At 61.1% G+C, this 24,478-nt stretch carries 18 protein-coding genes; 11 read left to right on the forward strand and 7 right to left on the reverse strand.

The annotated features are described in order from the left end of the window. Nucleotides 1–52: 52 nt before the first annotated feature. Together potE and HU760_RS11830 are read left to right on the forward strand one after the other, a co-directional pair. A complete protein-coding gene (potE, locus tag HU760_RS11825) occupies nucleotides 53–1,384 on the forward strand; it encodes a putrescine-ornithine antiporter (RefSeq protein WP_186674378.1) in 1,332 nt (443 codons plus the stop codon). Continuing rightward, a complete protein-coding gene (locus HU760_RS11830; protein ID WP_367615770.1) occupies nucleotides 1,381–2,295 on the forward strand; it encodes a transporter substrate-binding domain-containing protein in 915 nt (304 codons plus the stop codon). The genes potE and HU760_RS11830 overlap by 4 nt, the downstream gene beginning before the upstream one ends. Here HU760_RS11830 and HU760_RS11835 read toward each other — a convergent pair. The 4 genes from HU760_RS11835 to HU760_RS11850 all read right to left on the reverse strand — a co-directional run bounded on the left by HU760_RS11835 (nucleotide 2,292) and on the right by HU760_RS11850 (nucleotide 7,554). After that, a complete protein-coding gene (locus HU760_RS11835; RefSeq protein WP_225932811.1) occupies nucleotides 2,292–3,392 on the reverse strand; it encodes a hypothetical protein in 1,101 nt (366 codons plus the stop codon). The two genes, HU760_RS11830 and HU760_RS11835, sit on opposite strands and share 4 nt — an antisense overlap. Before the next feature lie 58 nt (nucleotides 3,393–3,450). After that, nucleotides 3,451–4,869, reverse strand: a complete 1,419-nt coding sequence (locus HU760_RS11840) for a DUF2252 domain-containing protein (protein ID WP_186674377.1) — start codon at nucleotides 4,867–4,869, stop codon at nucleotides 3,451–3,453. A 176-nt stretch (nucleotides 4,870–5,045) separates the two neighbouring features. Continuing rightward, a complete protein-coding gene (locus tag HU760_RS11845; protein WP_186674376.1) occupies nucleotides 5,046–6,299 on the reverse strand; it encodes an arsenic transporter in 1,254 nt (417 codons plus the stop codon). 7 nt (nucleotides 6,300–6,306) lie between these two features. Beyond that, complete coding sequence (locus HU760_RS11850; RefSeq protein ID WP_186674375.1) at nucleotides 6,307–7,554, reverse strand: MFS transporter; 1,248 nt, start codon at nucleotides 7,552–7,554, stop codon at nucleotides 6,307–6,309. Nucleotides 7,555–7,939: 385 nt separating this feature from the next. On the opposite strand from HU760_RS11850, the gene HU760_RS11855 reads away from it, so the two are divergent. From HU760_RS11855 to dctM, 4 genes are all read left to right on the forward strand, one after another. Further along, complete coding sequence (locus HU760_RS11855) at nucleotides 7,940–9,562, forward strand: mechanosensitive ion channel family protein (protein ID WP_186674483.1); 1,623 nt, start codon at nucleotides 7,940–7,942, stop codon at nucleotides 9,560–9,562. A gap of 114 nt (nucleotides 9,563–9,676) precedes the next feature. Further along, on the forward strand, nucleotides 9,677–10,672 hold the full coding sequence (dctP, locus tag HU760_RS11860; RefSeq protein WP_186674374.1) for a C4-dicarboxylate TRAP substrate-binding protein DctP: 996 nt from the start codon (nucleotides 9,677–9,679) through the stop codon (nucleotides 10,670–10,672). Between the two features lie 54 nt (nucleotides 10,673–10,726). Continuing rightward, on the forward strand, nucleotides 10,727–11,359 hold the full coding sequence (locus tag HU760_RS11865; RefSeq protein WP_186674373.1) for a TRAP transporter small permease: 633 nt from the start codon (nucleotides 10,727–10,729) through the stop codon (nucleotides 11,357–11,359). Beyond that, nucleotides 11,356–12,636, forward strand: a complete 1,281-nt coding sequence (dctM, locus tag HU760_RS11870; protein ID WP_186674372.1) for a C4-dicarboxylate TRAP transporter large permease protein DctM — start codon at nucleotides 11,356–11,358, stop codon at nucleotides 12,634–12,636. The genes HU760_RS11865 and dctM overlap by 4 nt, the downstream gene beginning before the upstream one ends. A 129-nt stretch (nucleotides 12,637–12,765) precedes the next feature. On the opposite strand, the gene nhaA is transcribed toward dctM, so the two are convergent. Beyond that, a complete protein-coding gene (nhaA, locus tag HU760_RS11875) occupies nucleotides 12,766–14,127 on the reverse strand; it encodes a Na+/H+ antiporter NhaA (protein ID WP_186674478.1) in 1,362 nt (453 codons plus the stop codon). 263 nt (nucleotides 14,128–14,390) lie between these two features. Here nhaA and HU760_RS11880 point away from each other — a divergent pair, with 263 nt between their 5' ends. Further along, nucleotides 14,391–15,917: an FAD-dependent oxidoreductase gene (locus tag HU760_RS11880; RefSeq protein ID WP_186674371.1), complete on the forward strand. Its 1,527-nt coding sequence runs from the start codon at nucleotides 14,391–14,393 to the stop codon at nucleotides 15,915–15,917. An 82-nt stretch (nucleotides 15,918–15,999) separates the two neighbouring features. On the opposite strand, the gene acuI is transcribed toward HU760_RS11880, so the two are convergent. Next, nucleotides 16,000–16,983: an acrylyl-CoA reductase (NADPH) gene (gene acuI / locus HU760_RS11885; protein ID WP_186674370.1), complete on the reverse strand. Its 984-nt coding sequence runs from the start codon at nucleotides 16,981–16,983 to the stop codon at nucleotides 16,000–16,002. A 47-nt stretch (nucleotides 16,984–17,030) separates the two neighbouring features. Then, nucleotides 17,031–17,663 carry an acrylate utilization transcriptional regulator AcuR gene (acuR, locus tag HU760_RS11890; RefSeq protein WP_202883407.1) on the reverse strand — a complete coding sequence of 211 codons (633 nt, stop codon included), beginning with the start codon at nucleotides 17,661–17,663 and terminating at the stop codon, nucleotides 17,031–17,033. Nucleotides 17,664–17,743: 80 nt separating this feature from the next. Between acuR and gcvA the strand changes: the two genes are divergently transcribed. The 4 genes from gcvA (at nucleotide 17,744) to HU760_RS11910 (ending at nucleotide 24,200) form a co-directional block, all read left to right on the forward strand. Further along, nucleotides 17,744–18,667, forward strand: a complete 924-nt coding sequence (gene gcvA, locus HU760_RS11895; RefSeq protein WP_186674368.1) for a transcriptional regulator GcvA — start codon at nucleotides 17,744–17,746, stop codon at nucleotides 18,665–18,667. A 213-nt stretch (nucleotides 18,668–18,880) separates the two neighbouring features. Further along, nucleotides 18,881–21,379 (forward strand): CoA transferase, encoded by a 2,499-nt coding sequence (locus tag HU760_RS11900; protein WP_186674367.1) that lies wholly within the window; start codon nucleotides 18,881–18,883, stop codon nucleotides 21,377–21,379. A gap of 122 nt (nucleotides 21,380–21,501) precedes the next feature. Beyond that, nucleotides 21,502–22,659 (forward strand): iron-containing alcohol dehydrogenase, encoded by a 1,158-nt coding sequence (locus HU760_RS11905; RefSeq protein ID WP_186674366.1) that lies wholly within the window; start codon nucleotides 21,502–21,504, stop codon nucleotides 22,657–22,659. Between the two features lie 44 nt (nucleotides 22,660–22,703). Then, on the forward strand, nucleotides 22,704–24,200 hold the full coding sequence (locus tag HU760_RS11910) for a CoA-acylating methylmalonate-semialdehyde dehydrogenase (RefSeq protein WP_186674365.1): 1,497 nt from the start codon (nucleotides 22,704–22,706) through the stop codon (nucleotides 24,198–24,200). The last annotated feature ends 278 nt before the right edge of the window (nucleotides 24,201–24,478 follow it).

A 24,478-nucleotide genomic window follows, 5' to 3' on the forward strand; every position in this document is an offset into this window, starting at 1 on the left:
GGCGTGATGCGCGATCGCCGGTTTCATCGACACGCTTAGGTCTAGGTGCAGCATGGATGATCCAGCAAAGAAAATGAGCCTGGTCGGGCTGACCACTCTGGTAACGGTGAACATGATGGGCTCGGGCATCATCATGCTGCCGGCAAGCATGGCCCAGATCGGGGCTGTGTCGCTGCTGTCCTGGCTGATCACCGCCGTGGGGTCGATGGCCATTGCCTATTGTTTCGCCCAATGCGGCATCTACTGTACGCGTTCCGGCGGGATGTCCGCCTACAGTGAGCAAGCGCACGGCAAGTCTGCCTTTTTCCTGTGCTCGTATCTGTATTTTCTTTCATTGATGATCGGCAACGTGGCGATCGGCATCTCGGCGGTGGGCTACCTCACGCCATTCTTCCCGTGGCTGGGCAGCGGTGCTGTGCCACTGCTGGCGGGGGCGGTCATGCTGATCTGGTTCACTACCCTGGCCAACCTGGGCGGCGCCAAGATCACCGGTCGGCTCGGGGCGATCAGCGTGTGGGGGGTGATCGTGCCGGTTGCCGGGCTGAGCCTGATCGGCTGGTACTGGTTCAGCCCGACAACCTTCCGGGAGGCCTGGAACCCAGGGCAGATGCCTGTTGCCCAGGCCATTACCAGTAGCATCCCGCTGACGCTGTGGGCCTTTCTTGGCATGGAGTCGGCTGCGCAGAACTCGGATGCGGTGGAAAACCCCAAGCGCAATGTGCCACTGGCCTGCCTGTTCGGCACCCTTGGCGCAGCCGTGGTGTACATCCTGTCGACCAGTGTCATCCAAGGGATCGTGCCCAACCCGGAGCTGGCCAATGCCAGCGCACCCTTCGCCCTGGTCTACGCGCGTATGTTCAACGACACCGTTGGCAACCTGATCATGGGCCTGGCGGTGATCGCCTGCGTGGGGTCATTGCTTGGCTGGCAATTCACCCTGGCCGAAACCGCCAAGGTTACCGCCGGAGAGGGGCTGTTTCCCCGGCTCTTTACCCGCGTCACACCGCGCGGCGTGCCGTTGGCGGGCTTGTTGACCTGCGCCGTGCTGCAAAGCCTGATTGCGTTGTCGACGCTCTCGCCAAATGCCAGCGCCCAGTTCAGCAAGCTGGTCAACCTGGCGGCTGTGACCAACATCATCCCCTACATCACCTCACTGACCGGATTGCTGGTGATCATGTACAAGGCACAGGTGCCGCTGAGCATTTTTCGCCGTAACGCCATCATCATGGTGGTCGCCGTGTGCTACTGCTTCTATGCCCTGTACGCCTCGGGCCTGGAAGCCGTGTTTGGCGCCGCGCTGATCATGGCGCTGGGTTACCTGTTGTTCGGCTTCATTGCCAAGCGCTTCGTCAAGGTGCTGGATACGATCGGGGGGGCGTCGTGAAAAAACGAGCGAAATTCGCCGGTCTGTGCCTTGCAAGCCTGTTGCTCTGCGGGCTAGCCGACAACAGGCTTGCCGCTGCCGATGTCCTGGAGCGGTTACAACACAGCCAGGTGCTGACCCTGGGGTTCATGGAAGGCCTTGCGCCGTTCTCGTCAGGTAGCGAGCAATCCCCGCAAGGGTACGCCGTGGAACTGTGCATGGCGGTGGTCGAGCGGATCCGTCAGGCGCCTGGGCTTGCTGGCCTGCAGGTGCATTGGCGCGCCCTGGCGGAGGCCCAGGTGGTTCCTGCCTTGACTGAAGGGCAGGTGGACCTGGTGTGTACGCCAATGGTGGAAACCGTTGGCCGACGTGCCGTGGCGGATTTTTCCATCCCGGTCTTTACTTCCGGCCTGGCTGTGCTGGTCAGGCGCGACGCACCGGCTACCTTGCTGGGGCCACTCAGTGGCAAGGCCCAGGACAGTGGCCCACGCTGGCGTGCAACGATCAACGCAGGGCTGAGCAAACACAGCTTTGCTGTATTGCGTGGCACATTGAGCAGCCGCTGGGCCCATGAACGGATACGCCAGCTAGGCTTGCAATCCACCCTCGAGGAGGTGTCGAGCTACGAGGAAGGCGTGCAGCGGGTGGCCGAGCGCAAGGTCGATGCGCTGCTGGGGGACCGGGTCGTGCTGCTTGCCTACCAGGCCCGGCAAGCCGAGCGTGAGCAGCTGTGGGTCCCGGAGCGGATGTTTGTCATGAGCCGGGTGGCGCTGCCTATGCCACGTGGGGATGAGGACTTCCGGTTGCTGGTGGACAGGGCCTTGAGCAAGGCGCTTGCCGGAAGGCGGGGCGAGGAGCTGTTCGTGCGCTACCTGGGCCCGCTGTCGGCCCAGGACCGCCTGTTGCAAAGTCTGTATCCATTGCCGGACTAATTGGCCGGCACCGTGATCACCGGCAGCTCCGGGGCTACGCCCGTTTCAGCCAGGGAAAGCAGCACCAGGATGAACAGGAATTCGGACTTGGACTTCATGTCGCGGTCGTCAATCCAGAACCAGTAGTCGCGATAACGCACGGCGGCGTAGGCATCGTCCGGGCGTTGCGTGCTGGAATGAATGCGCACCAGCGGAGCGTCCCATTCGCTGGTAACCGGCAGGGCGGGTGCCGGGTTGGCCCGCCCTTCTTGCACATGGATGGGCGGCGCTTCGATCGTGGCGGCGATTTCCGCAAAGATTTCCGACATCGACCGGGTCAGCAGCGCCACTTCGGTATCGCTCCTCTGCACGGAGCCGAAGGTCAGGTGCAGGACTTCCTGGTCGGGTTGCAGGCGCAGGTAGTCACGCACCAGTCGGCGGTCCTCCTCCAACTGTGCCGACGAGGTGTCGGCGATCAGGAACAATTCACTGTCATCGCCGCTGCGCTGGCTGATCCGCATGCCGAGCTTTTCCGAGCGTTGTATGCGACGAAGCGCATCCAGCACGGCATAGAAGCGAGGGTCGGCGGCGCGCATTCGGGACGGTGAAGCAGAGCGGTTGTAGAGACCGTTAGCGGCACGCGTGGTCAGATGCAGCACGCGGTCCACCGGGTAGCCCGCCTGGATCAGCGAAAATACCGCCGCTGGCGACAGCGGGGTGAGCAGGTAGCGGGAAAATCGTTCGCCGGACAGCGGTGTGTAACTGATGGTCGGGCGATCGGTGTAAACGCCGGAGGCGCCGATAGCCTGGCTATTGCCGTCGGCAGGCAAGCCGCTGAACCAGCTGGCGGACAAGTTCACCTGGCTCTGGATGGCGGTGGAACTGATCACCGACGAAACCTCAAGATAGACGGGCGCATCGGCGTACCGCAGCTTGACGATATTGAGCAAGGTCTGTTCTTTCCAGGTGGTGGCTATGACCCCCGCATAGTCGGTTCGATCGCGCTCGATGGTGGTGGGGCCGAGTGTCGAACAGGCGGCCATCAACAGGGTGGCGGCGACGAGCACGGCACGTTGACCTGAGGTTGCCCGCAATCCGGAAAAACGCTGCTGTCTCATCTTTTCGCACCCGGGTAAATGCAAGCGGGTCATTCACCAGCGCACAGGTTGAACGTGCCTAATCGTCTACCTCACGAAGCGCCTTGATCCGGCCCTTTCTTTCCGCGTCGACCAGCGCCCGGTAATCCTTCGCATTCTGACCGGCATAGGCCAGGGCAAAGCTGCCGATGGCGCTATCGAAAGCGTCCGATTTACCCAGGTAGCCGCTGATCAACGCGGCGTCGCCGGATTTGGCGTGCGCCCGCGCCAAGGTCATCCCGCACACTTCGGCATACATTGCCATCTGCTCGAACGACGCACCTTCGACCGGTAGTGACATCTTCATGTCACGCAACTGCCTGACGAAGAACTGTCGGCCCTTGCTGCCTTCGGTCCAGCCCAGAAAGATGTCGCTGGCCGATTGCGAAAGCCGTTGGCCGGTGACCACGCGCTGACCCTGGTTCGCGAACTCGCTGGCACCGGCGTAGGGCGCCAGTACCGAAGGGCAGGCCTCCTTGAACTGCAAGAGCAACGGGTTGTTTTCGGCTGAAAAGAACAGGCCGACAAAGCAGAACGTGCCCACACTGCCAATGCCAACGGCCTTCACGGCAAAGTCTTCCAGGCGATAACGGTCATACAGCACCCGGCGCTCCGGCTGCAGCGAATTGCGGTAGTCCTTGAGCGCCAGCTTCACCCGCTTGGCGAAATCGGCTTCATGCACATGGAACAGGATCGGCGGTTGGTCGACCAGGCGCCGTCGGCCACCGACCTCATCGCTGATCTGCGGGTACAGATAATCGCCGATGCGCGTCCTGGCTTTGGCCATCAACGCTTCGCGTGCCTTGCGGTACGCAGCATTGGGCGCCATGTCGATCAGGGTTTGCGCATCCAGGCGGTCATACCATACGTCCAGCGGGCTCATCAGCGACAACTCGCGCATGCGCTTGCGGTAGGCACTGACACAGGCCATGGCCAACTGCCGGGCCTGCTTGCGCTCGAGCCGGTTGTCCAGGGCCGCGACGGCAAAACTGACTGCCAACCGTTTGATGTCCCACTCCCAGGGCGCGGGCAGGGTTTCGTCAAAATCGTTGATATCGAAGATCAGGTTGCGCTCAGGTGTGGCGAACAGACCAAAGTTCAGTAAATGGCAGTCGCCGCAGGCCTGCACTCGGATGCCCGTATTGGGGAGGCTGGCAAGGTCCCGCGCCATCAGGCCGGCCGAGCCACGCAGGAAGGTAAAGGGGCTGCGCAGCATGCGGCCGTAGCGAACAGGCACCAGTTCGGGATGCCGGTGACGGTTGGACTGTTCCAGCAACGCGACCGGGTCACGCTGCTTCGAGGAAGGTTTCCACGTTGCATGTGCCGCCCGTGGAACACTGTCGCGCAAGCGCTTGCCGGCCTCGAGCCGCTGCTTGCGCGACTGGAAGTTCCTGTCTTCCCGGAGGTCTTCAATCGTCTTGGGCTTGCGTTTGCTCGAACGTTTCCTGGGCTCAGACATATCGGTACCTTTGATGGGCAAAGGTCATGTGCAGAGGGTAGGCCTGAAGAACAACGGAACTCAGCTGTGCTAGGTTCTGTGTGAGCCGGCAAATCCAGCGTGACGGATTCCTGGACAGGTATTCAAAGCGTAGCAGCAAACGGCGCCGTTCACGGGCGCCTTTGTCTACCCGCTGATCACACCCACAGCGCCAGCAGCGCCGCCACCAGGGCAGGGGGCATCACCAGCAGCCCCAGGCGCAGGAACTGCCAGGCACTGACATGCTCGCCTTCGCGACGGATCGCGACCAGCCACAGCAGCGTCGCCAGCGACCCGGTAATCGACAGGTTCGGCCCCAGGTCGACGCCGATCAGCAGCGCAGCTGTCGTCTGTTGCGGCAGTTGCACCAGTGACCCCATGGACCCGGCCATCAAGCCGGTGGGCAGGTTGTTCATCAGGTTGCTGGCGATGGCGACACCCACGCCGGCCAGCCAGCTGGCCTTGCCCGGCGCAGCCTCTGCCAGCGTGGCCAGCGCCTGGGCAAGGCGCACGACCAGGCCGGTCTGGGCGACCGCTTCGACCAGTACGAACAAGCCCGCCACCAGCGGCAGCACCCCCCACGCGACGTGACGCAGTACCGGCATCGGGCTGCGCCGCTGGCGCAGGTGGATCAGCGCCGTGATCGCGACGCCGGCTGCAAACGTTGGCAGGCCCAGCGCCATGTCCAGTGCCGAGGCGCCCAGCAGCAAGGCTGCGGTCAGCGCGATGCCCAGCGCACACAGGCGGGCGCCGGCCGATAGCGGCTGGGTGTGCACGCTCAAGGCCAGCGGCTGATTGATCTGCCGGCGCTGTGCCAGGCGCAGCATCAGGTAGGTCAGGGCGATGGCCGCCAGCGATGGCAGGGTGAACTGCCGGAGCCAGTCTGGCAGCGGTGGCATCTGGCTGCCGAACACCACCAGGTTGGCCGGGTTGGAGATCGGCAGCACGAAGCTGGCCGCGTTGGCAATGAACGCGCAGATGAACAGGTACGGCAGAGGTTCGGCCTTGGCCGCCTTGCACGCCGCGTACACCGCCGGCGTGAGGACCACCGCCGTGGCATCGTTGGAGAGGAACACGGTGACCAGTGTACCGACCAGGAATACCAGGTCGAACAGCCGTTGCCCGGAACCCTGCGCGTGCTGCACCGCGTAGCGCGCCAGCCAGTCGAACAGCCCCTCCTGGCGGGCCAGCTCGGCCAGCACCATCATGCCGATCAGGAACAGGTAGACGTCGGTGCCTTCGGCGACTGCGGCCAAGGCGCTGTGCGCTGTGATCAGGCCCAGGCCGGTCAATAGCAAGGCACCGCCCATGGCCCAGACGTATTCCGGGATTCGCCAGGGGCGCAGAATGACGCCAAAGGTAGCCAGGGCGGCTATCGCCCAGATGATCAATGCATGTTCGCTGACGGGCATGGGCTGTTCAGTTTCCGGCAAGGGTTGTCAAGGAAGGCGATGGCGAAGCGCCGGGCTGGGTCTCGGGCAGCGCGACCAGTACCACCACGAAGGCGGCGCCGGCAATCGCGGCCAAAGTCAGGAATGCGGCATCGTAGCCGGCGGCCTGTACCACCAGCCCGGCGATGCCCGGGCTGAGCGCGGCGCCCAGGCCGAACACCGCCGCCAGCGCACCGAGGCTGACATTGAAGCGCCCGGTGCCGTCGGTCAGATCCTTGACCACGATCGGGAACAGCGCGCCGAAGATACCCGCGCCGACACCATCGAGCAGCTGTACGCCGACCAGCCAGAACGGGTTGTCGGACACCACGTACAAGGCCCCACGCAGTGGCAGGATGAGAAAACCGGCCAGCAGGAACGGCTTGCGCCCCCAGAGCTCGGCCTTGGCCCCGACCAGCAGCGCCATGGGTACCATCACCAGCTGCGCCGCGACGATGCAGGCGGAGGTGAGCGGGGTGGCCAGGCGCAGGTCGACCTGCGACAGCTTCTGGCTCACCAGGGGCAGCATCGCGGCATTGGCCAGGTGGAATAATGCGCAACACACCGCGAAGACCAGCAGGGTACGGTTGTGCAGCAGCAGCTTGAATCCGGCAGGGTGGTCATCACCGCCTGGGCCATGGGCCAACCCGCGCGCCAACTGGTGGTCGATCGCTGCGGCGGGCACGCGCGCGACGGCGACGATGCTGGCTACGGTCATGATCGCCATCAGGTAGAACACCACCACCGGGCCGAACAGGTAGGCCAGGCCGCCGGCCAGCAACGCCGAGCAGGCATTGCCGGCGTGGTTGAAGGTTTCGTTGCGCCCGACCCGCTGGGTGAACGCCTTGGGGCCGGTGATACCCAGCGAGATCGCGGCAATCGCGGGGGCGAACACCGAGCCTGCCAAGGCGCTGATCGTCTGGGTCAAGGCCACCCAGGCGAACGACGAAATCAGCGGCAGCAACAGGCAACTGCCGGTTACCAGCAGGGCAGCAATCACCAGCACCGCGCGCTTGGCCGGGGTGCGGTCGATCAAGGCTCCGGCCGGCGTCTGCGCCAGCAGCGCGACGATGCCGGCCAGGCTCATCAGCAGGCCGATGTTGGCCGGCTGCCACTGGTGCACGGCGAGCAGGTAGATGGCCAGGTAAGGGCCGAGGCCGTCGCGTACGTCGGCAAGGAAGAAGTTCAGCCAGTCGAGGGCACGGTGATGGGAAGCGAGGGGCCTTGAATATGCCAAGAAGGTCGTCTCGTGAAAGCCATGGGGGAGCGCGAGCGATAGCCGCGTGTGCCGGATTCAGCCGATAGGCAGGGGCGCTTCGCGATGGGGTAACGAAGCGGGTGAGCGATGGATGGCCGAAGGCAGTGGAACAGCGAGGAGAATGTCACGTTTCACGATGGAACTTGATGAAAATCCGATTTTCCGCGCTGGCGATACTCTGAAGGCCATGGCACATCGCCAATCCTGGCGTGGGTCCATCATACCGCGCGGGGCTTTGAAATGCAGTAGGCACGTCCAGGCGCAAGCTCCGCACGCGTCAGTAGCTTTGCGGGACGCGGGCCACCAGCCGCTGTGCTATCACTACCCGCATGCCTTATGGTCACAGAGGACCGGGAATTTCATGATGAAGCGCCTTTTCTGCCTGCTGTTGATCGTGTTGACCGTGCGGCCCATGGCCGGCCATGGCGACCAAACCACAGGCAGTGCCACCGATGGCATCCCCGCTGAACCTGCCCAGTTGACCGTTGCCAACCGCAACATCTTCACCTTCCACGCCACGTTGCTGGGGGAAACGCCGACGGCGCGCGTACAACGGGCTACTGCGGTGATCGACGAGGCCTTGCGCGGCACGGATGAGCTCAAGGTCACTGTCGACCCCATCCTCAATAGCCATCTGGTGCTGTTGGGCGGGCGTCGTGCCTTCATCATTGCTCCGCGTGACCTGGGCCCGGATGATGGCGATACCCGCGCAGCGGCCGAGCAGGCCGCCGCCGTGCTGCGCCAGGTGGTCGACGAGACCGGCCAGGCACGCAGCCTGCACTTTTTGTTGAAGGCGGCGGGCTACTCGGCACTGGCTACGTTGATCTACCTGGCCTTGTTGAAAGCGACCAACCTGGCACGGCGCAAACTGCAAGGCTTGTTGCCGCAGCTGATGCGCGAGCGCGCCCGGCAGATCCGCTTCGGGCAGATGCCGCTGTTCGACATGCAACTGGTCTACGCCTTGATCGAGCGCCTGCTGCGGCTGTTGCACTGGGCCGTGGTGCTGCTGCTGAGTTACCAGTGGCTGAGCTTCGTGCTGTCGCAGTTCCCCTACACCCGGCCTTGGGGGGAAAGCCTCAACGTCTACCTGCTCGACCTGTTGCGTTACCTGCTCCAGGGCATCATGGATGCGATCCCCGGTATCGCCGTGGCGATCATGATCTTTTTCATCGCCCGCGGTATCAGTGGCTTCAGCCGGCGCCTGCTGCAGCGCATGGCCCGGCCGGGCAACCTCAGGTGGCTGACCGAAGAAACCCTGCAACCGACCACCCGCCTGACCTCGCTGGCCATCTGGCTGTTCGCTCTGGTCATGGCCTACCCGTACCTGCCGGGCTCCGGTACCGACGCCTTCAAGGGGCTGTCGGTACTGCTCGGGCTGATGATCTCGCTCGGCGCTTCGAGCATAGTGGGGCAGGCGGCAGCGGGCCTGATCCTCACCTATTCCCGCACCTTGAAGGCCGGCGAGTATGTGCGGGTCGGTGACCATGAAGGCACGGTGAGCGAAGTCGGCATGTTCAACACCACGATCCGCACCGGCCTGGGCGAGGTGCTGACCTTGCCCAACTCGATGATCACCGGCTCTGTGACGCGCAACTTTTCACGTGTGGTGCAAGGGCAGGGGTACATCGTCGATACCGTGGTGACCATCGGTTATGACACGCCCTGGCGCCAGGTCGAAGCGATGCTGGTGGAAGCTGCCAGGCGTACCGACGGCGTGCTGGAAAAGCCCAGGCCGCAAGTGTTCCAGACCGGCTTGTCGGACTTTTACCCCGAATACCGCCTGGTCGCCCAGGCGGTGCCGAGCGAACCCAGGCCCCGGGCAGAACTGCTGAGCCTGCTGCATGCCAACATCCAGGATGTGTTCAACGAGTACGGGGTACAGATCATGTCGCCGCACTACCTGGGTGATCCTGCGCAGGAGAAGTGGGTACCGCCCGAACGCTGGTTCGCGGCACCAGCACGGGCTGGTGATCGGCAGGGTGAATAGTCGCTTGTCTGAAAACCATTGGGGGGCTTTGGGGCGATAGGGAGAACAATATGGCAAATGCCACCTAGACTCTGAAGGTCACTGGCCACAACAACAATAAAGAGGAATCATCGGATGTTAACTCCTGCGATCAAAGCTTTATTCTGCGCGTTTGCCTTGAGCGCTACTGGCCTGGCCCAGGCGGCTGAGCCGATTACCATCAAGTTCTCCCATGTTGTCGCCGAACACACGCCCAAGGGCCAGGGCGCGCTGTTGTTCAAGAAACTGGTGGAAGAGCGCTTGCCCGGCAAAGTCAAGGTCGAGGTTTATCCCAACTCGTCGTTGTTCGGTGATGGCAAGGAAATGGAGGCCTTGCTGCTCGGTGACGTACAGATTATTGCACCGTCGCTGGCCAAGTTCGAGCAGTACACCAAACAGGTCCAGTTGTTCGACTTGCCGTTCCTGTTCGACGACATCCATGCCGTCGACCGCTTCCAGATGAGCCCGGCCGGGCAAGGCCTGCTCAAGTCCATGGAAAACAAGGGCATCACCGGCCTGGCCTATTGGCACAATGGCATGAAGCAATTGTCGGCCAACAAACCACTTCGTGAGCCGAAGGATGCCCGTGGCCTGAAATTCCGTGTACAGGCTTCGGCCGTGCTCGAAGAACAATTCAAGGCCCTGCGGGCCAACCCGCGGAAAATGAGCTTCGCCGAGGTCTACCAAGGCTTGCAGACCGGAGTGGTGAATGGGGCGGAGAACCCGTACTCGAACATCTACAGCCAAAAGATGCATGAGGTGCAGAAGTACATCACCGAGTCCAACCACGGCGTGCTGGACTACATGCTGATCACCAACACCAAGTTCTGGAACGGCCTGCCAGCAGACGTGAAACCGGTACTGGAGAAAATCGTCGGCGAGGTCACCACCGAGGTGAACAAGCAAGCCGAGGCGCTCAACCAGGGCGACAAGCAGCGCATCATCGATGCCAAGACCACCGAGATCATCACCTTGACCCCGGAGCAACGCGAAGCGTGGCGTGATGCGATGAAGCCTGTGTGGAAGAAGTTCGAAGGTGAAATCGGTGCTGACCTGATCAAGGCCGCCGAAGCCGCCAACACGCCTCAGTAAGCCAGTAGCCGGCCCTGCGCGAGTTGGGGCCGGCTTCGTTCTGGAGATCGCGCCATGCACGCCCTCAGACGTATCTGGGAACACTTCGAGGAAGGTTTCATCGTCTTTCTCCTGGCCGCCATGACCCTGGTGACCTTCGTCTACGTGATCCTCAACAACCTCTACACCCTGTTCTACAGCGTGGCCGAGCATTGGCCGGGGGCGGCCGACCTGTTCAACGCCGTTGGCGATCACGTGATGGACGCCGCCCAGGCCATGACCTGGAGCAATGCGCTGACCAAGGCCTTGTTCGCCTGGTTGATATTCTTCGGCCTGGCCTATGGCGTGCGCACCGCCGGCCATATTGGCGTCGATGCGCTGGTGAAGCTGGCCAGCAAGCCACTACAACGCTTCATCGGAATAATAGCCTGCGCGAGTTGCATGGTTTATGCCGGGCTGCTGAGCGTCGCCAGCTTCGAGTGGATCGAGACTTTGCTGACTGCCGGCATCGGCGCCGAAGACCTTGGCCATATCGGCATCATGCAGTGGCACATCGGCCTGATCGTGCCGCTGGGCTTCACCCTGGTATTCATCCGCTTCGCCGAAATCATGGTGCGCATCCTCATGGGCCGCCAGGTGGGGCTGGGCCTTGCGGATGAAGCCTCCGAGGCCATGAAGCTGACCGAGCACGAGGAAGATAAACCATGACCGTCCTGTTCTTGTTCACGGCCTTGTTCGTGCTGATGTTCATCGGCGTGCCGATCGCCATTTCCCTGGGGTTGGCGGGCTCACTGGCGATCATGCTGTTCAGCCAGGACTCGGTGCGCTCGCTGGCGATCAAACTGTTCGAAACCTCCGAGCACTACACCTTGCTGGCCATTCCGTTCTTCCTGCTGGCCGGAGCGTTCATGACCACCGGTGGTGTGGCCCGGCGCCTGATCGACTTCGCCAACGCCTGCATCGGCCATGTGCGCGGAGGCCTGGCCATCGCTGCTGTGCTGGCCTGCGTCCTGTTCGCCGCACTTTCCGGTTCCAGCCCGGCGACGGTTGCCGCGGTCGGCTCGATCGCCATCGCCGGTATGGTGCGCTCGGGTTATCCAACCGCTTTTGGCGCAGGCATCATCTGCAACGCAGGCACACTGGGCATCCTGATTCCACCCTCGATCGTGATGGTGGTATACGCCGCCGCTACCGAGACTTCGGTCGGCAAACTGTTCATGGCAGGGGTGGTGCCGGGATTGATGCTCGGGCTGATCCTGATGATTGTCATCTACATAGTGGCGGTGAAACGCAACCTGCCAGCGTTGCCCCGGGCTACGTTCAGCGAGTGGCTGAGCGCGGCGCGCAATGCAATCTGGGGCCTGCTGCTGATCCTGATCATTCTCGGTGGCATCTACAGCGGAATGTTCACACCGACCGAGGCGGCTGCGGTCGCGGCGGTATATTCGGCCTTCATCGCGCTGTTCGTGTACCGCGACATGTCCTGGCGCGAAGCGCCGAAGGTGCTGCTCGAGTCTGCCCGGCTGAGCATCATGCTGATGTTCATCATCGCCAACGCCATGCTTTTCGCCCATGTGCTGACCACCGAACAGCTACCGCAGCAGATTACCGCCTGGGTCATCGAGGCCGGGCTTACCCCCGTGACCTTCCTGCTGGTGGTCAACGTGGTGCTGCTGGTGGCTGGCGCGTTCATGGAACCGTCGGCGATCATCCTGATCCTGGCGCCGATCCTGTTCCCGATCGCCACACGGCTGGGCATCGATCCGGTGCACCTTGGCATCATCATGGTGATCAACCTGGAAATCGGCCTGGTCACTCCCCCGGTTGGGCTCAACCTGTTCGTCACCTCCGCCGTGACCGGCATGCCGCTGGTGGACACCGTGCGTGCAGCATTGCCCTGGTTGCTGGTCCTGTTGTTGTTCCTGATTCTGGTGACTTATGTGCCCTGGATCGCGCTGGTTTTGCCTGAGATGCTGGGCATGTGAACTCAGGGCAGGAAAGCGTCTCTGTATTGACGCAAGCCGTCATGGCTGGGGGGGCCAAGCACGCTTGACGTTGAAAGCCCTGCCGGACCTGACACAGAGGGCAGCTGTGTCAGGTGCCAGCGTAGACCGCTAGGAGCTGGAACCGGCTTTGCTCACGGCAGACGCTCTGCGTAGGTTATATGCCCCCCAGGCCAGGCCTAGCAGTGCCGCCAGCACCGAGGCGGAGAGCACGCCAAGTTTGGCCGCCGCCAGCGCACCTGGATCGGCGAAGGCGAGATTGGCAATGAAGATCGACATGGTAAAACCGATGCCGGCCAGCAACCCGATCAAAAAAATGCTGCGCCAGTTCACTTCGGCGGGAAGCGCGCACCAGCCCAAGCGCACCATCAGCCAACTGACGCCGACGATGCCCAAGGGTTTGCCAGCTACCAGGGCGACAGCGACGGCAATCATTACCCATTGGGGAGCCTCAGCGGACAGATCGACTCCGGACAGATTTACCCCGGCGTTGGCCAAGGCAAACACTGGCATGATGCCGAAAGCCACCCAAGGATGCAGGGTGCCTTGCATGCGCACCACCGGCGGCACCAGTTCACGCTGGGCCAAGCGCAGCCTTTTCAACGGGGGCATGAGGTCGCTGGCATCCCGCTCTGGCGCCCTGGCGCGTCCCAGCAGCTCTCCGGTAAAACGGGTAACTGCATCCAGCGGGCGCTCGCGCATCGGCATTGCGGTTACAGGCGTCATCAAGCCCAACACAACGCCTGCGAGGGTCGGGTGGGCTCCGGTCAACAGGACACCCAGCCAAGTGATTGCGCCAGGAATGATATAGGCGTAGGCAGCACCCACACCGATCTTCTGAAGCCCGATCACCATCAGCAGGCCGATCACTGCAACGCCGAAACCGCTGTAATCAAGGCCACCTGAATAGAAGAACGCGATGATCAGCACTGCGATGATGTCATCGATGATCGCCAGGGCCAGGAGGAACACGCGGACGTTGGACGGGATCGACTTGCCAAGCAGTGCCAGTACCCCTACGGCAAAGGCGATATCCGTGGCCGTCGGTACGGCCCAACCTTGTTGTTCTGCCGATGCGTGGCCAAAACCCAGATAGAGCAGGGCGGGCACGGCGACACCGCCGACGGCGGCTGCCATGGGTAGCGTGGCTTGGCGCAGGCTGGACAGTGCGCCCTCGTGGATCTCGCGACGGATCTCCATGCCGACGACCAGGAAAAAGATGGTCATCAAGCCATCATTGATCCAGAAATGCAGGGACTGTGAATGAACCAGCGAGCCCAAACCGATGGTCAACGACGTGTGCCAAAGCCTTTCGTAGCTGTCGGCAGCTGGAGAGTTCGCCCAGATCAGTGCAGCCAAAGCGGCAACCAGTAGAACAATGCCGCTGACTGCTTCGATGTGTACGAAGCGTTCAAGGTTGGCGAAGGCACGCTCGGCCAGTTCCTGGGCGCGAGGCAGTTCCTTTTTATGCATAGGCGCAAGTACTCCCGCATGGCGGCCCGACCTGCGCTGTTCTTTAACCTGCCGCTCTGCACCGTGCAGTTGGCACCCGCCCGGTAGTCTACCGAACAAACGCCCTGAGATGAACGAAAAGTGCCAAACCCCATCCGTGAGTTTGCCTGCTGCGTAGTGGTCGTACCTGCGGGTTTCGCTGAAGTTTACTTGAGTGGATACTGATCGAACGATGCCAAGAGATGGCATGTGCATCTGTTTCTGTCTATTTCCGAGGTGGGATCATGGCGCAGACCGACGTTCTCATTGTGGGGGCCGGCCCGACCGGTCTGGCTCTGGCGCTGTGGCTCACCAGGCAAGGCGTCAGCGCAAGGATCATCGACAAGAACAATGGCCCCGGTGAAGCTTCTCGCGCCATGGCTGTTCAAGCACGCACGCTGGAACTCTATCGCCAGCTCGATCTGGCCGAGGCAGTGGTAGAGGCCGGGTATAAGACCCCAGCCATGAACATGTGGGCACTCGGCCGCCACAGGGCGCGTATCCCTTTGGGTGATGCGGGCAGACGGGTTTCCGCATATCCCTTTGTATTGATTTACCCCCAGGATCGCCATGAGCGCCTGCTGGTGCAGCAACTCCAGGCACTGGCTGTGGATGTGGAATGGCGGACCGAACTGCTGTCCTTCGAAGAGGGTGAAAGCCATGTCACTGCCCTCCTGAAACAGGCTGATGGGCGGGAAGAGGCGGTCATGGCGACTTACCTGGCAGGATGTGATGGCGCCCGATCGCGCGTTCGGCATCAGATCGGCAGCGGTTTCGAGGGCGGCACCTACAAACAGCTTTTCTATGTCGCGGACGTCAGGGTGACGGGCATCGAGCCTGCGGGTGAGGCGCACATCGCTTTCGACCAGTCCGATTTTGTGCTGCTCTTGTGCTATGGCGAAAAGGACCGATACCGCCTGATTGGTACCGTGCGGGACGAGCGTGCCGAGCACCCGGAGCATCTGACGTTCGCAGACGTTGGCCATGATGCCATCAACGGCTTGAACCTCAAGATTACCGAGGTGTACTGGTTTTCCACCTACCGGGTCCACCATCGTGTCACGGACCATTTCCGCCGTGGCCGGGCATTTCTGCTCGGCGATGCTGCGCATGTCCACAGTCCGGCAGGCGGGCAGGGCATGAACACCGGCATTCTGGATGCGAACAACCTGGCCTGGAAATTGGCCGCGGTGGTGAAGGGCAAGGCGCCCGATACGTTGCTCGACAGCTACCAGATTGAACGCCAGGCCTTCGCGCGCAAGCTGGTGGATACAACCGACAGGCTGTTCACGTTCGTTACCGCCCAAGGGCGGTTCGCTGACTTTGTGCGCACGCGCGTCGCGCCGCTGTTCGCCAGCGTTGCGTACAAGAGTGGCAACGTGCGTGAGTACCTGTTTCGAGCGGTTTCGCAAACGACGCTTGAATATCGCCACAGTCCACTGAGTCAGGGCAAGGCAGGCGAGGTTCACGGCGGCGATCGTCTGCCTTGGTTGCCAGGGGCGTTGGCGGACAACTACGACTCACTGGCCGCCATTGACTGGCAAGTTCAGGTGTTCGGTGAGGCCAAGGCAGACCTGACCCAGTGGTGCGCGAAGCATGGCATTGCACTGCATGTGTTCGCTTGGGAGCATGCATACGAGAACACCGGCGTTGCCAGGAATGCCGCTTATCTGTTGCGGCCTGATAGCTATGTCGCACTGGCTGATCCTGAGGGGGAGGCATGTACCTTGAGCCGATATTTCGAGGAGCATGGCGTTCTGCTGCCCGCTTGAGGGTATCCCTGACTGCTGAAGACTGCACATTGAACGAACGGTCACTAGCAAGGGACGAAACGCATCGTATTATGCGACCCTCCTAGCCGTTCACGTCCACAATCAACCGGCCACGGATCTTCCCGTCCATCAGTTCAGAGGCGGCTGCAATCGCGTTCTCCAAGCGGATTTCTTTGGTCATCAACGATAATGCATCGAGGTTCAGTTGATCGGACAGCCGATCCCAAGCTTCGACTCGCCGCTTGAAAGGCTGAGTGACGCTGTTGATGCCGAGCAGGCTTACCCCTCGAAGAATGAAAGGTGCAACGGTTGCCGGGAAATCCATGCCCTGGGCCAAACCGCACGCTGCCACCAAGCCTTCAGACATTGTACTTGCGCAGGCATTGGCCAGTGTGTGGCTGCCGACCGAATCGATTACTGCTGCCCATTTTTCTTTCGCCAAAGGACGCCCCGGGGCTGAGAGCTCGGCTCGATCGATGATGGTCGTTGCACCCAGGCTTTTCAGATAAGCCTCTTCGCTGGATTTTCCTGTTGCGGCAGTGACGGTATACCCGGCACCGGCCAGAAGATTGATGGCGAAGCTACCGACGCCGCCTGTGGCGCCTGTGACCAGCACCGGGCCATGGGAGGGTTTCAATCCATGGCGCTCCAGTGCCATCAGGCAAAGCATGGCGGTGTATCCAGCGGTACCGACGGCCATGGTTTGGCGTCCGCTCAGGCGCTCTGGGTGAGGGATCAGCCAGTCGCCGTTCAGTCTTGCCTTTTGCGCAAGCCCGCCCCAATGGCTTTCACCCACCCCCCAGCCATTGAGCAGTACGCGATCGCCAGGCTGGTATCGAGGATCGTCACTCGCTTCGACAGTGCCCGCGAGGTCAATGCCCGGCACCATCGGGAATTGACGAACAACCGGCCCCTTGCCGGTGATTGCCAGCGCATCCTTGTAGTTCAGGGTGCTGTAGGCCACCTTTACCGTCACAGTCCCGGTTGGTAGCTGATCATCCGTCAGGTCGGCGAGTCGAGCCGAATACTTATCTTCCAGCTTATCAACCAGAATGGCTTTGAACATTGCTTATCCTCATTTAGACCGGTTGTCTTTAAATTGTCCGGCAGGAATCACCGGGTGATTCCCGTCAGGAATCCTTGGAAAAAGATGTCCAGGGGGCGGACTTGCTGCGTCAGGCGTGCACGAAGCACGGCACCCTCCCAGCCAACCCAGAAGTAGGCTGCGAGGGCTTTGCAGTCATGCACGCAAGACACCTCGCCCAGCTTCACCGCTTCTTCCAGGCAGGCAGACAAGCGCTGCTCCCAGTCCTGCAGGGTGATTTCCAATTGTTCACGGAAGCTGTCTGGCAGCACCAATACCTCCTGGCCGAGGGTGCCTACCAGGCAGCCTCTTCGGAACTGGTACCTAGCCATCCCCACTTTCGCTTCTTCCACGAAATTGGACAGCCTTCGCAGCGGCGACACGCTCAGGTCGCTGAAGCAGCGATCAAGCTTTCGAGCGAAGTAGTCTGCATAGCGCTGCAGCACCGCTTGGCCGAATGCTTCCTTGCTGTCGAAGTAGTGATAGAACGAGCCTTTGGGTACCTGCACGCGTTTGAGTACAGCATCGATGCCGGTGGCAGCAAAGCCCTGTTCGGTGAGGACTTCCATGCCGCAGCGCAACAAGAGCTCAAGCGTTTCGCCATGCTCACGTGCGACTTTGGGCGGTCGGCCTCTTCGGGGGGTAGGTTTGGAGCTATTCATGCGTTGTAATTTAGACTGATCGTCTCTAATGTCAACCACTGAGCGATTCGATCCCCAATGAACCTAGTGTTGGATGCGTTATGAAAAAGCGTTTGCCTCCCCTGAACTGGCTTCGAGCATTCGAGGTTTCTGCCCGGCTACTGAATTTCACGCATGCCGCTGAAGAGCTCAATCTTACTCAAGCGGCGATCAGTCAGCAGGTGAAGGCCTTGGAGTCTCAATTAGGCGTAGCGCTTTTCAAGCGCCTCCCGCGTGGACTTGAGCTCACCGAGGCAGGTAAATCCTACTTTCCAGTGGTCAGAGAGTCAGTTGAGCGCCTCGCCGCATCCACGGACGAAATCTTTGGGCAAGGCCATCGTAGTGCGCTCAGCATTCGTAGCAGTCTGGTGTTCTTCACACATTGGATAGCCCCCCGATTACCCCGATTCAGAGCAAAGCATCCTGATGTGAGCATTCGAGTCGCAAGTAACATCTGGGTAGATGAAACAGAGTTCGATGCCGATCTCGAAATCAGGTACGGGCAAGGGCGCTGGCCTGGCATGAAGGCCGAGCGACTGACCTGGGACACGCTGGTGCCAGTGTGTTCGCCGGCGTTGATCACGCAAGAGCGTCCGTTGCGACGTCCTGAGGATCTTGCCCTGCACCCGTTACTGCACGTGCTGGGCTATGAGGAAGGGTGGGGGTACTGGCTCAAGAAGAACGCTGCAGAGAGCGTTGACTCGTCTCAGGGGATGCAGTTCGACACCCTCATCTCGGCATTGACGATCGCTGAACTTGGCCAGGGTGTTGCGTTGGCGCGGTCTTCACTGGTCAGGCATCTTCTGGACGAGGGCCGGCTCGTTGCACCCCTGGGGCATCATGTACCGACCAAGGAAGCGTTCTACCTGGTCTATGCAGCCCAAAGTATGGTCAATCCCGATGCGGCGGCCTTTGCCCAGTGGCTGTGCGAAGAGGCCCAGGCGTTCAAGGTCGAGTCCAGTGTGGAGGAGGGCGAACACCCTTAGCGATAAGCAAAGCGCCTCAGCAATAAGAAAAATGGCCCCTCAGGGCCATTTTTTATTGCTTTCGCGATGCCTTCGAATTTCTGAAAGTAACAGGCACATCGCAAGCCCTTGGATGCTGCAGTCGTCCAGGTGACCGGTTAGTACGAGGTCTCAATAACAACAATAACCGCGCCGGAAAATCTCGCTGGCTCGGGGCTACGTAGGGTTATCGTCATGGAACACTCTAACCAATTGCCTTTGCAAGGCGTCAATGTCATCGATCTTGGGCAATACATTGCAGGCCCTGCAGTAGCGATGATCCTCGCTGATCTGGGGGCGACTGTCGTTCACATCGACCCATTGGGTGGGCCCCTCTGGGACAGCCCGGCGAATGCCACGCTCAACCGCAACAAACTGTGCATGCGCCTGGATCTGAAGACGCCAGAAGGGCTGCATCAAGCTCGCCAACTCATCTCCCGTGCCGATATCGTGATCGAAAACTTCCGGCCTGGTGTCATGTCCAGGTTGGGTCTCGATTTCGCAGAGCTGCGGCGTACTCGTCCTGAACTGATCACGTTGTCGATTCCAGGGTTTGCCAGTGATGATGAGCTGCGTGCGCAATGGCGTGCTACCGAGGCGGTGATCGCTTCGGCTTCCGGTGTCTTCACCGACATGGGCCAGAACCGTGTGCTGATGGGCATCAACCCTAGTTTCTCGCCGCTTCCTCTGGCGTCAGCGTATGGCACCATGCTTGCCGTCTCTTCTGTGGTGCTTGCACTGCAGGCGCGTGAAAAGCATGGCGTGGGCGATCAGATCGAAGTGCCCTTGGCATCAGCGGTGATGGAAGGTCTGTCGTACAACTCGATCCAGATCGACGGGTACCCGCTGCGCTACAAGACACTGCGTGAGCAGGAGAGCGAGCGCCGCCGTGCAGAGAACCTGCCGATGAACCTGAGCTACCAGGATCTGCAGGAGTTCCTCGACCCGTTCTACCGCACCTATGAATGTGCCGATGGCCGCAAATTCTACGCCGTTTGCCCGTCTCATCGCGAGCATGCCAAGCGCTGCCTGCAAGCGATGGGCATCTACGAAGAGATGGTCGCTGCCGGCTTGCCCAAAGTTGACGACCCCTATCTGCCGATTGACCAGTGGGAAGGCAATGCATCGCTGGGCGTCTATCCGCTACCTGCCGATTGGGCCGCACGCATCAGCGCCCGGATGAAGGAAGTGTTCCTGACCAAGACCGCCGCGCAATGGGAAGTGATCTTTGGCGAAGGGCGGTTCCCCGGCGCCCCTCACAGGTCGACCCAGGAGTGGCTCCATGACGAGCATTCCAATACTGCCGGGCTGATCGTCGAGGTGGACGATCGCGAGTACGGCGTCATGAAACAGCCTGGCCCCATTGCGTGGCTCGAAGGCTGCTCGGAGCCGATGCTGACACCGCTTTCGCGTCGCGAGGTGAGCTATGAGCAAGCGCTGGCCACGCTGTCCGAACATCCGGCTCAGGCCTTGCCGCCTGCCAAGCTCGACATGCCTGGCGGCTGGCTGGAAGGCGTCAAGATTCTCGACCTGACCAACGTCATCGCAGGGCCTCACTCGACGTCGTTCCTGGGGCGCTTCGGAGCCGATGTCATCAAGCTCGACCCTGTCGTGCCTAACTATGATCCTTGGAATACCGTGGTCTTCGGCATGTCTTCGGCACGGGGCAAGGAAAGTGTTCTGATTGACCTGAACAAGTCCGAAGGGCGGGACGTTTTCAATCGTCTGGTGCGGGAGGTCGATGTCATCGTCATGAACGCTCCTGATCGTCAGTTGGCCCCGCTGGGCCTGGATGAGGCAAGCCTGCAGGCGGTGAATCCAGGGGTGATCTTCTGTCAGCTTGATTGCTTCGGTGGCCCACGCCGCGGACCGCGCACCGATTATCTGGGGTATGACGATCTGATCCAAGCCACCACGGGTATCATGCTGCGCTTTGGTGGCGGCATGGAAACCCCGGAAGAGCATGCCCACGTCGGCACCATCGACGTGATGTGCGGATTCGCTGCCGCGCTGGGTGTTGCCACGGCGCTCTATCGCAAGCACCGTTGCGGCGAAGTCTACCGGGCGCGTACCTCTCTGGCCTCGCTGGGGAATCTGGTACAGATCCCGTTCTGCTACGACTACCCAGGCCGAGGGCCATTCAATGAGCCTTCCGGGCGCGATGCCGTTGGCTACAGCGATCTTTCCCGGTTCTACAAGACGGCGGATGGTTGGCTCTACCTGGATGCCTCCGAGCCCGAGTTGCACAAGTTCGCAGCCCTCAGGGAATTCTCCGGGCTGGCGTCTGCACCTGATCGTGCTGCCTATCTGCAAACCGTCATTGGCGGCATGAGCAGTGCCTTCCTTCAAGAGCGTCTCCAGGCCGCCAATATCGCCGCCGCAGTGCCGGACAACATTGACCACCTGCGCAGCCAATACAGCCGAACCGCTGATGGTCTGCCAGGGACGGAGAATGGCAGCTATTCCTTCAGCGTCTACAGCGACCATCCGAGCGGGCATCGGGTTACCCAGCTCGATCCGTATGCCATTCGTCCACGGGTAGCGCGAATCCGGGCCTTGCCACCCGCCGAGAAGTTTGGTGCCTCCACGCGCAAGGTGTTGACGCGATACGGCTATACCGAGATGCAGATTCAGTCGCTCCTGGATGCCGGCGCAATCGGCGAGTCCTGGAGTGAGGAATACCTGCCGAGCTGAGTGCTCTGCGGCGTCGAGGGGGCGGCCTTCCATGCCCCCCGATTTGCCGATTTACCGAACAAGCGAACACGAGCCCAAGGCTGCTCGCGGGCGCGTTCATGCCCAGGAAATGAGATAGAGCCATGACTTACAACAGCATCCTCCCACGTATCCTGCAAACCGGTGCCGGCGCTAGCCAGCAAATTCATCAGGTACTGGACAGCCTCGGCTGCCATAAGCCGCTCATCATCACCGACCGAATGATGGTGGAATTGGGTTATGCAGGGCGGATCAGTGCAGTACTGGCAGAGCAGGGGATAAACGTCGACGTTTTCTCCGACACCGTACCCGAGCCGACAGTCGCTTCGATTCAAGCTGGCGTGTCTGCCGCCAGGGAAGGTAGGTACGACAGCATCATCGCCCTGGGTGGCGGGAGCCCGATCGACAGTGCCAAAGCGATTGGCATCCTGGCCAGATTCGGCGGCGTCATGCGTGATTACAAGTTCCCGCGCAATGTGACTGAAATGGGCTTGCCGATCATCGCCATCCCAACGACTGCTGGTACCGGCTCGGAAGTGACCCGTTTCACCATCATCACCGATGAGTCGACCGACGAGAAAATGCTGTGCGTCGGGGCGGGGTTCATGCCTGTCGCTGCACTGGTCGACTATGAACTGACGCTCTCGTTGCCACCTCGCGTGACAGCGGACACCGGTATCGATGCCCTGACCCATGCGATCGAGGCGTACGTCAGCAAGAAAGCCAACTTGTTCAGTGACGCCCAGGCACTGGCTGCCATGCGCCTGATCGGGCCAAACCTGCGCAAGGTCTATCACGACGGTGCCGACCGTGCCGCGCGGGAGGCCGTCATGCTGGGGTCGACCCTGGCAGGCCTGGCTTTCTCGGCGGCCTCCGTTGCCTTGGTGCATGGCATGAGCCGTCCCATCGGTGCCGCATTCCATGTGCCGCATGGCTTGTCCAACGCAATGCTGCTGCCCGAAGTGACGGCCTTTTCCATCCCCGCTGCACGTGACCGCTACGCAGATTGCGCACGTGCCATGGGTGTCGCCACGCAAGGCGACACCGACCAATCCGCGGTGGAAAAACTGCTCGAAGAGTTGGTCGCGATCAACGAGGAGCTGAATGTCCCCACCCCAGCTCAATTCGGAATCGACCGCGAAAAATTCTTCGAGCTGATGCCTGCCATGGCCGCCCAGGCGCTGGCTTCCGGATCTCCAGGCAACAACCCCCGAGTTCCGACCGAGGCCGAGATGGTCGAGCTTTACCGAAGCCTTTGGTAATTCAACACCAACGCATACCTGAATAATAAAAAGTGGAGTTTTACATGAATACTGTCGGTCATCTGATCAACGGCGAAGTCGTTGTCGAATCCAAGCGCACCCAGGATGTCTTCAACCCCGCCACCGGCCAAGTGGCCCGCCAAGTCGCCCTGGCCTCGAGCCAGACCGTGGAGCACGCCATTGCGACTGCCGAGGCGGCTTTCCCAGCCTGGCGTGATACGCCGCCCATCAAGCGGGCCCGCATCATGTTCCGTTTCAAAGAGCTCCTGGAGCAGAACGCCGATGCGATCTGCAAGCTGATTGGAGAAGAGCACGGGAAAATCTCGCATGACGCAGCAGGCGAACTGCAACGTGGCATCGAGAACGTCGAGTACGCCTGCGGGATCGCCGAGCTTCTCAAAGGCGAACACAGCAAGAATGTCGGGCCTAACATCGATGCCTGGAGCGAGTTCCAGCCGCTGGGCGTGGTCGCAGGTATCACGCCGTTCAATTTCCCGGTGATGGTGCCGCTGTGGATGGTGCCAGTTGCCATTGCGGCGGGGAACTGCTTCATCCTCAAGCCTTCCGAGCGTGACCCGAGTTCCACTCTGTTCATCGCTCAACTGCTGCAGGAAGCGGGTTTGCCCAAGGGCGTGCTGAACGTGGTGAACGGGGACAAGGAAGCGGTCGACATCCTGCTGCGCGACTCGCGCATTCAAGCGGTCAGCTTCGTGGGCTCGACGCCGGTTGCCGAGTACATCTACGCCACCGCCACTGCCCACGGCAAGCGTTGCCAGGCACTGGGCGGGGCGAAGAACCACGCGATCGTCATGCCAGACGCCGATATCGACAATGCGGTGAACCAACTGCTGGGCGCTGCATTCGGTTCGTCGGGTGAGCGCTGCATGGCGTTGTCGGTCGCCGTGGCGGTCGGGGACGCGGCAGCCGATGCGTTGATCGGCAAAATGAAAGAAGCCATGAAGAACCTGAAGGTCGGGGCCTACACCGACAGTAAGAACGACTTCGGCCCGGTGATCACCCGCCAGCATCAGCAAAAAGTGGTTGGCTACATCAACAGTGCCGAAGAGCAGGGCGCCACCGTGGTCGTCGATGGTCGTGAGCCAAGCGTCGCAGGCTACGAGGAAGGTTTCTTCGTGGGTGGCACGTTGATCGATCACGTCACCCCGGACATGCAGAGCTACAAAGAAGAGATCTTTGGCCCGGTTCTGCAAGTCGTGCGGGTGAACAGCATGCAGGAAGCCATGGCATTGATCGACAAGCACGAGTACGGCAACGGCACCTGCATCTTCACCCGCGACGGCGAGGCGGCGCGCTATTTCTCCGACAACATCAAAGTGGGCATGGTCGGCATCAACGTTCCCCTGCCAGTGCCGGTCGCTTACCACAGCTTCGGTGGCTGGAAGCGCTCGCTGTTCGGTGATCTGCATGCTTACGGCCCCGATGGCGTGCGCTTCTACACTCGACGTAAAACCGTCACCCAGCGCTGGCCGTCATCAGGCGTTCGGGAAGGCGCCGAGTTCTCCATGCCGACGATGAAGTAACGACAGGACAGGATGTGTGCCTGACAGCCGCCAGGCACACATTGCAGTGCCTGGCGGCTGACGCTTAGTCGTGCTGCCTGGGTTGTCATGTGCGATGTGAGGTCGGTTTGGCTGTGTCGCTGAAATAATAATTAAATAAAATTAGAGGCGAATATGAATAATAAGCACACTATATGTTCGAGAAAGGCCGGTGGCCTTTCATTACTCCCATGGACGAAATCGGTTAGAGCAGGGGCTTGGGTTCGTGCTTGACCTATTTGTATTCAACAGATGTTCGA

The sequence above is a fragment of the Pseudomonas oryzicola genome (genome assembly GCF_014269185.2).
Taxonomy (GTDB): domain Bacteria; phylum Pseudomonadota; class Gammaproteobacteria; order Pseudomonadales; family Pseudomonadaceae; genus Aquipseudomonas; species Aquipseudomonas oryzicola.

What these genes read in the sequence shown, in the direction of transcription:
- HU760_RS11900 (WP_186674367.1), top strand. Translation starts at nt 18,881, where the DNA reads ATGGAACACTCTAACCAATTGCCTTTGCAAGGCGTCAATGTCATCGAT.
- HU760_RS11880 (WP_186674371.1), top strand. Translation starts at nt 14,391, where the DNA reads ATGGCGCAGACCGACGTTCTCATTGTGGGGGCCGGCCCGACCGGTCTG.
- potE (WP_186674378.1), top strand. Translation starts at nt 53, where the DNA reads ATGGATGATCCAGCAAAGAAAATGAGCCTGGTCGGGCTGACCACTCTG.
- dctM (WP_186674372.1), top strand. Translation starts at nt 11,356, where the DNA reads ATGACCGTCCTGTTCTTGTTCACGGCCTTGTTCGTGCTGATGTTCATC.
- HU760_RS11905 (WP_186674366.1), top strand. Translation starts at nt 21,502, where the DNA reads ATGACTTACAACAGCATCCTCCCACGTATCCTGCAAACCGGTGCCGGC.
- nhaA (WP_186674478.1), bottom strand. Translation starts at nt 14,127, where the DNA reads ATGCATAAAAAGGAACTGCCTCGCGCCCAGGAACTGGCCGAGCGTGCC.
- HU760_RS11910 (WP_186674365.1), top strand. Translation starts at nt 22,704, where the DNA reads ATGAATACTGTCGGTCATCTGATCAACGGCGAAGTCGTTGTCGAATCC.
- HU760_RS11835 (WP_225932811.1), bottom strand. Translation starts at nt 3,392, where the DNA reads ATGAGACAGCAGCGTTTTTCCGGATTGCGGGCAACCTCAGGTCAACGT.
- HU760_RS11840 (WP_186674377.1), bottom strand. Translation starts at nt 4,869, where the DNA reads ATGTCTGAGCCCAGGAAACGTTCGAGCAAACGCAAGCCCAAGACGATT.
- dctP (WP_186674374.1), top strand. Translation starts at nt 9,677, where the DNA reads ATGTTAACTCCTGCGATCAAAGCTTTATTCTGCGCGTTTGCCTTGAGC.
- HU760_RS11845 (WP_186674376.1), bottom strand. Translation starts at nt 6,299, where the DNA reads ATGCCCGTCAGCGAACATGCATTGATCATCTGGGCGATAGCCGCCCTG.
- HU760_RS11855 (WP_186674483.1), top strand. Translation starts at nt 7,940, where the DNA reads ATGAAGCGCCTTTTCTGCCTGCTGTTGATCGTGTTGACCGTGCGGCCC.
- acuI (WP_186674370.1), bottom strand. Translation starts at nt 16,983, where the DNA reads ATGTTCAAAGCCATTCTGGTTGATAAGCTGGAAGATAAGTATTCGGCT.
- acuR (WP_202883407.1), bottom strand. Translation starts at nt 17,663, where the DNA reads ATGAATAGCTCCAAACCTACCCCCCGAAGAGGCCGACCGCCCAAAGTC.
- gcvA (WP_186674368.1), top strand. Translation starts at nt 17,744, where the DNA reads ATGAAAAAGCGTTTGCCTCCCCTGAACTGGCTTCGAGCATTCGAGGTT.
- HU760_RS11865 (WP_186674373.1), top strand. Translation starts at nt 10,727, where the DNA reads ATGCACGCCCTCAGACGTATCTGGGAACACTTCGAGGAAGGTTTCATC.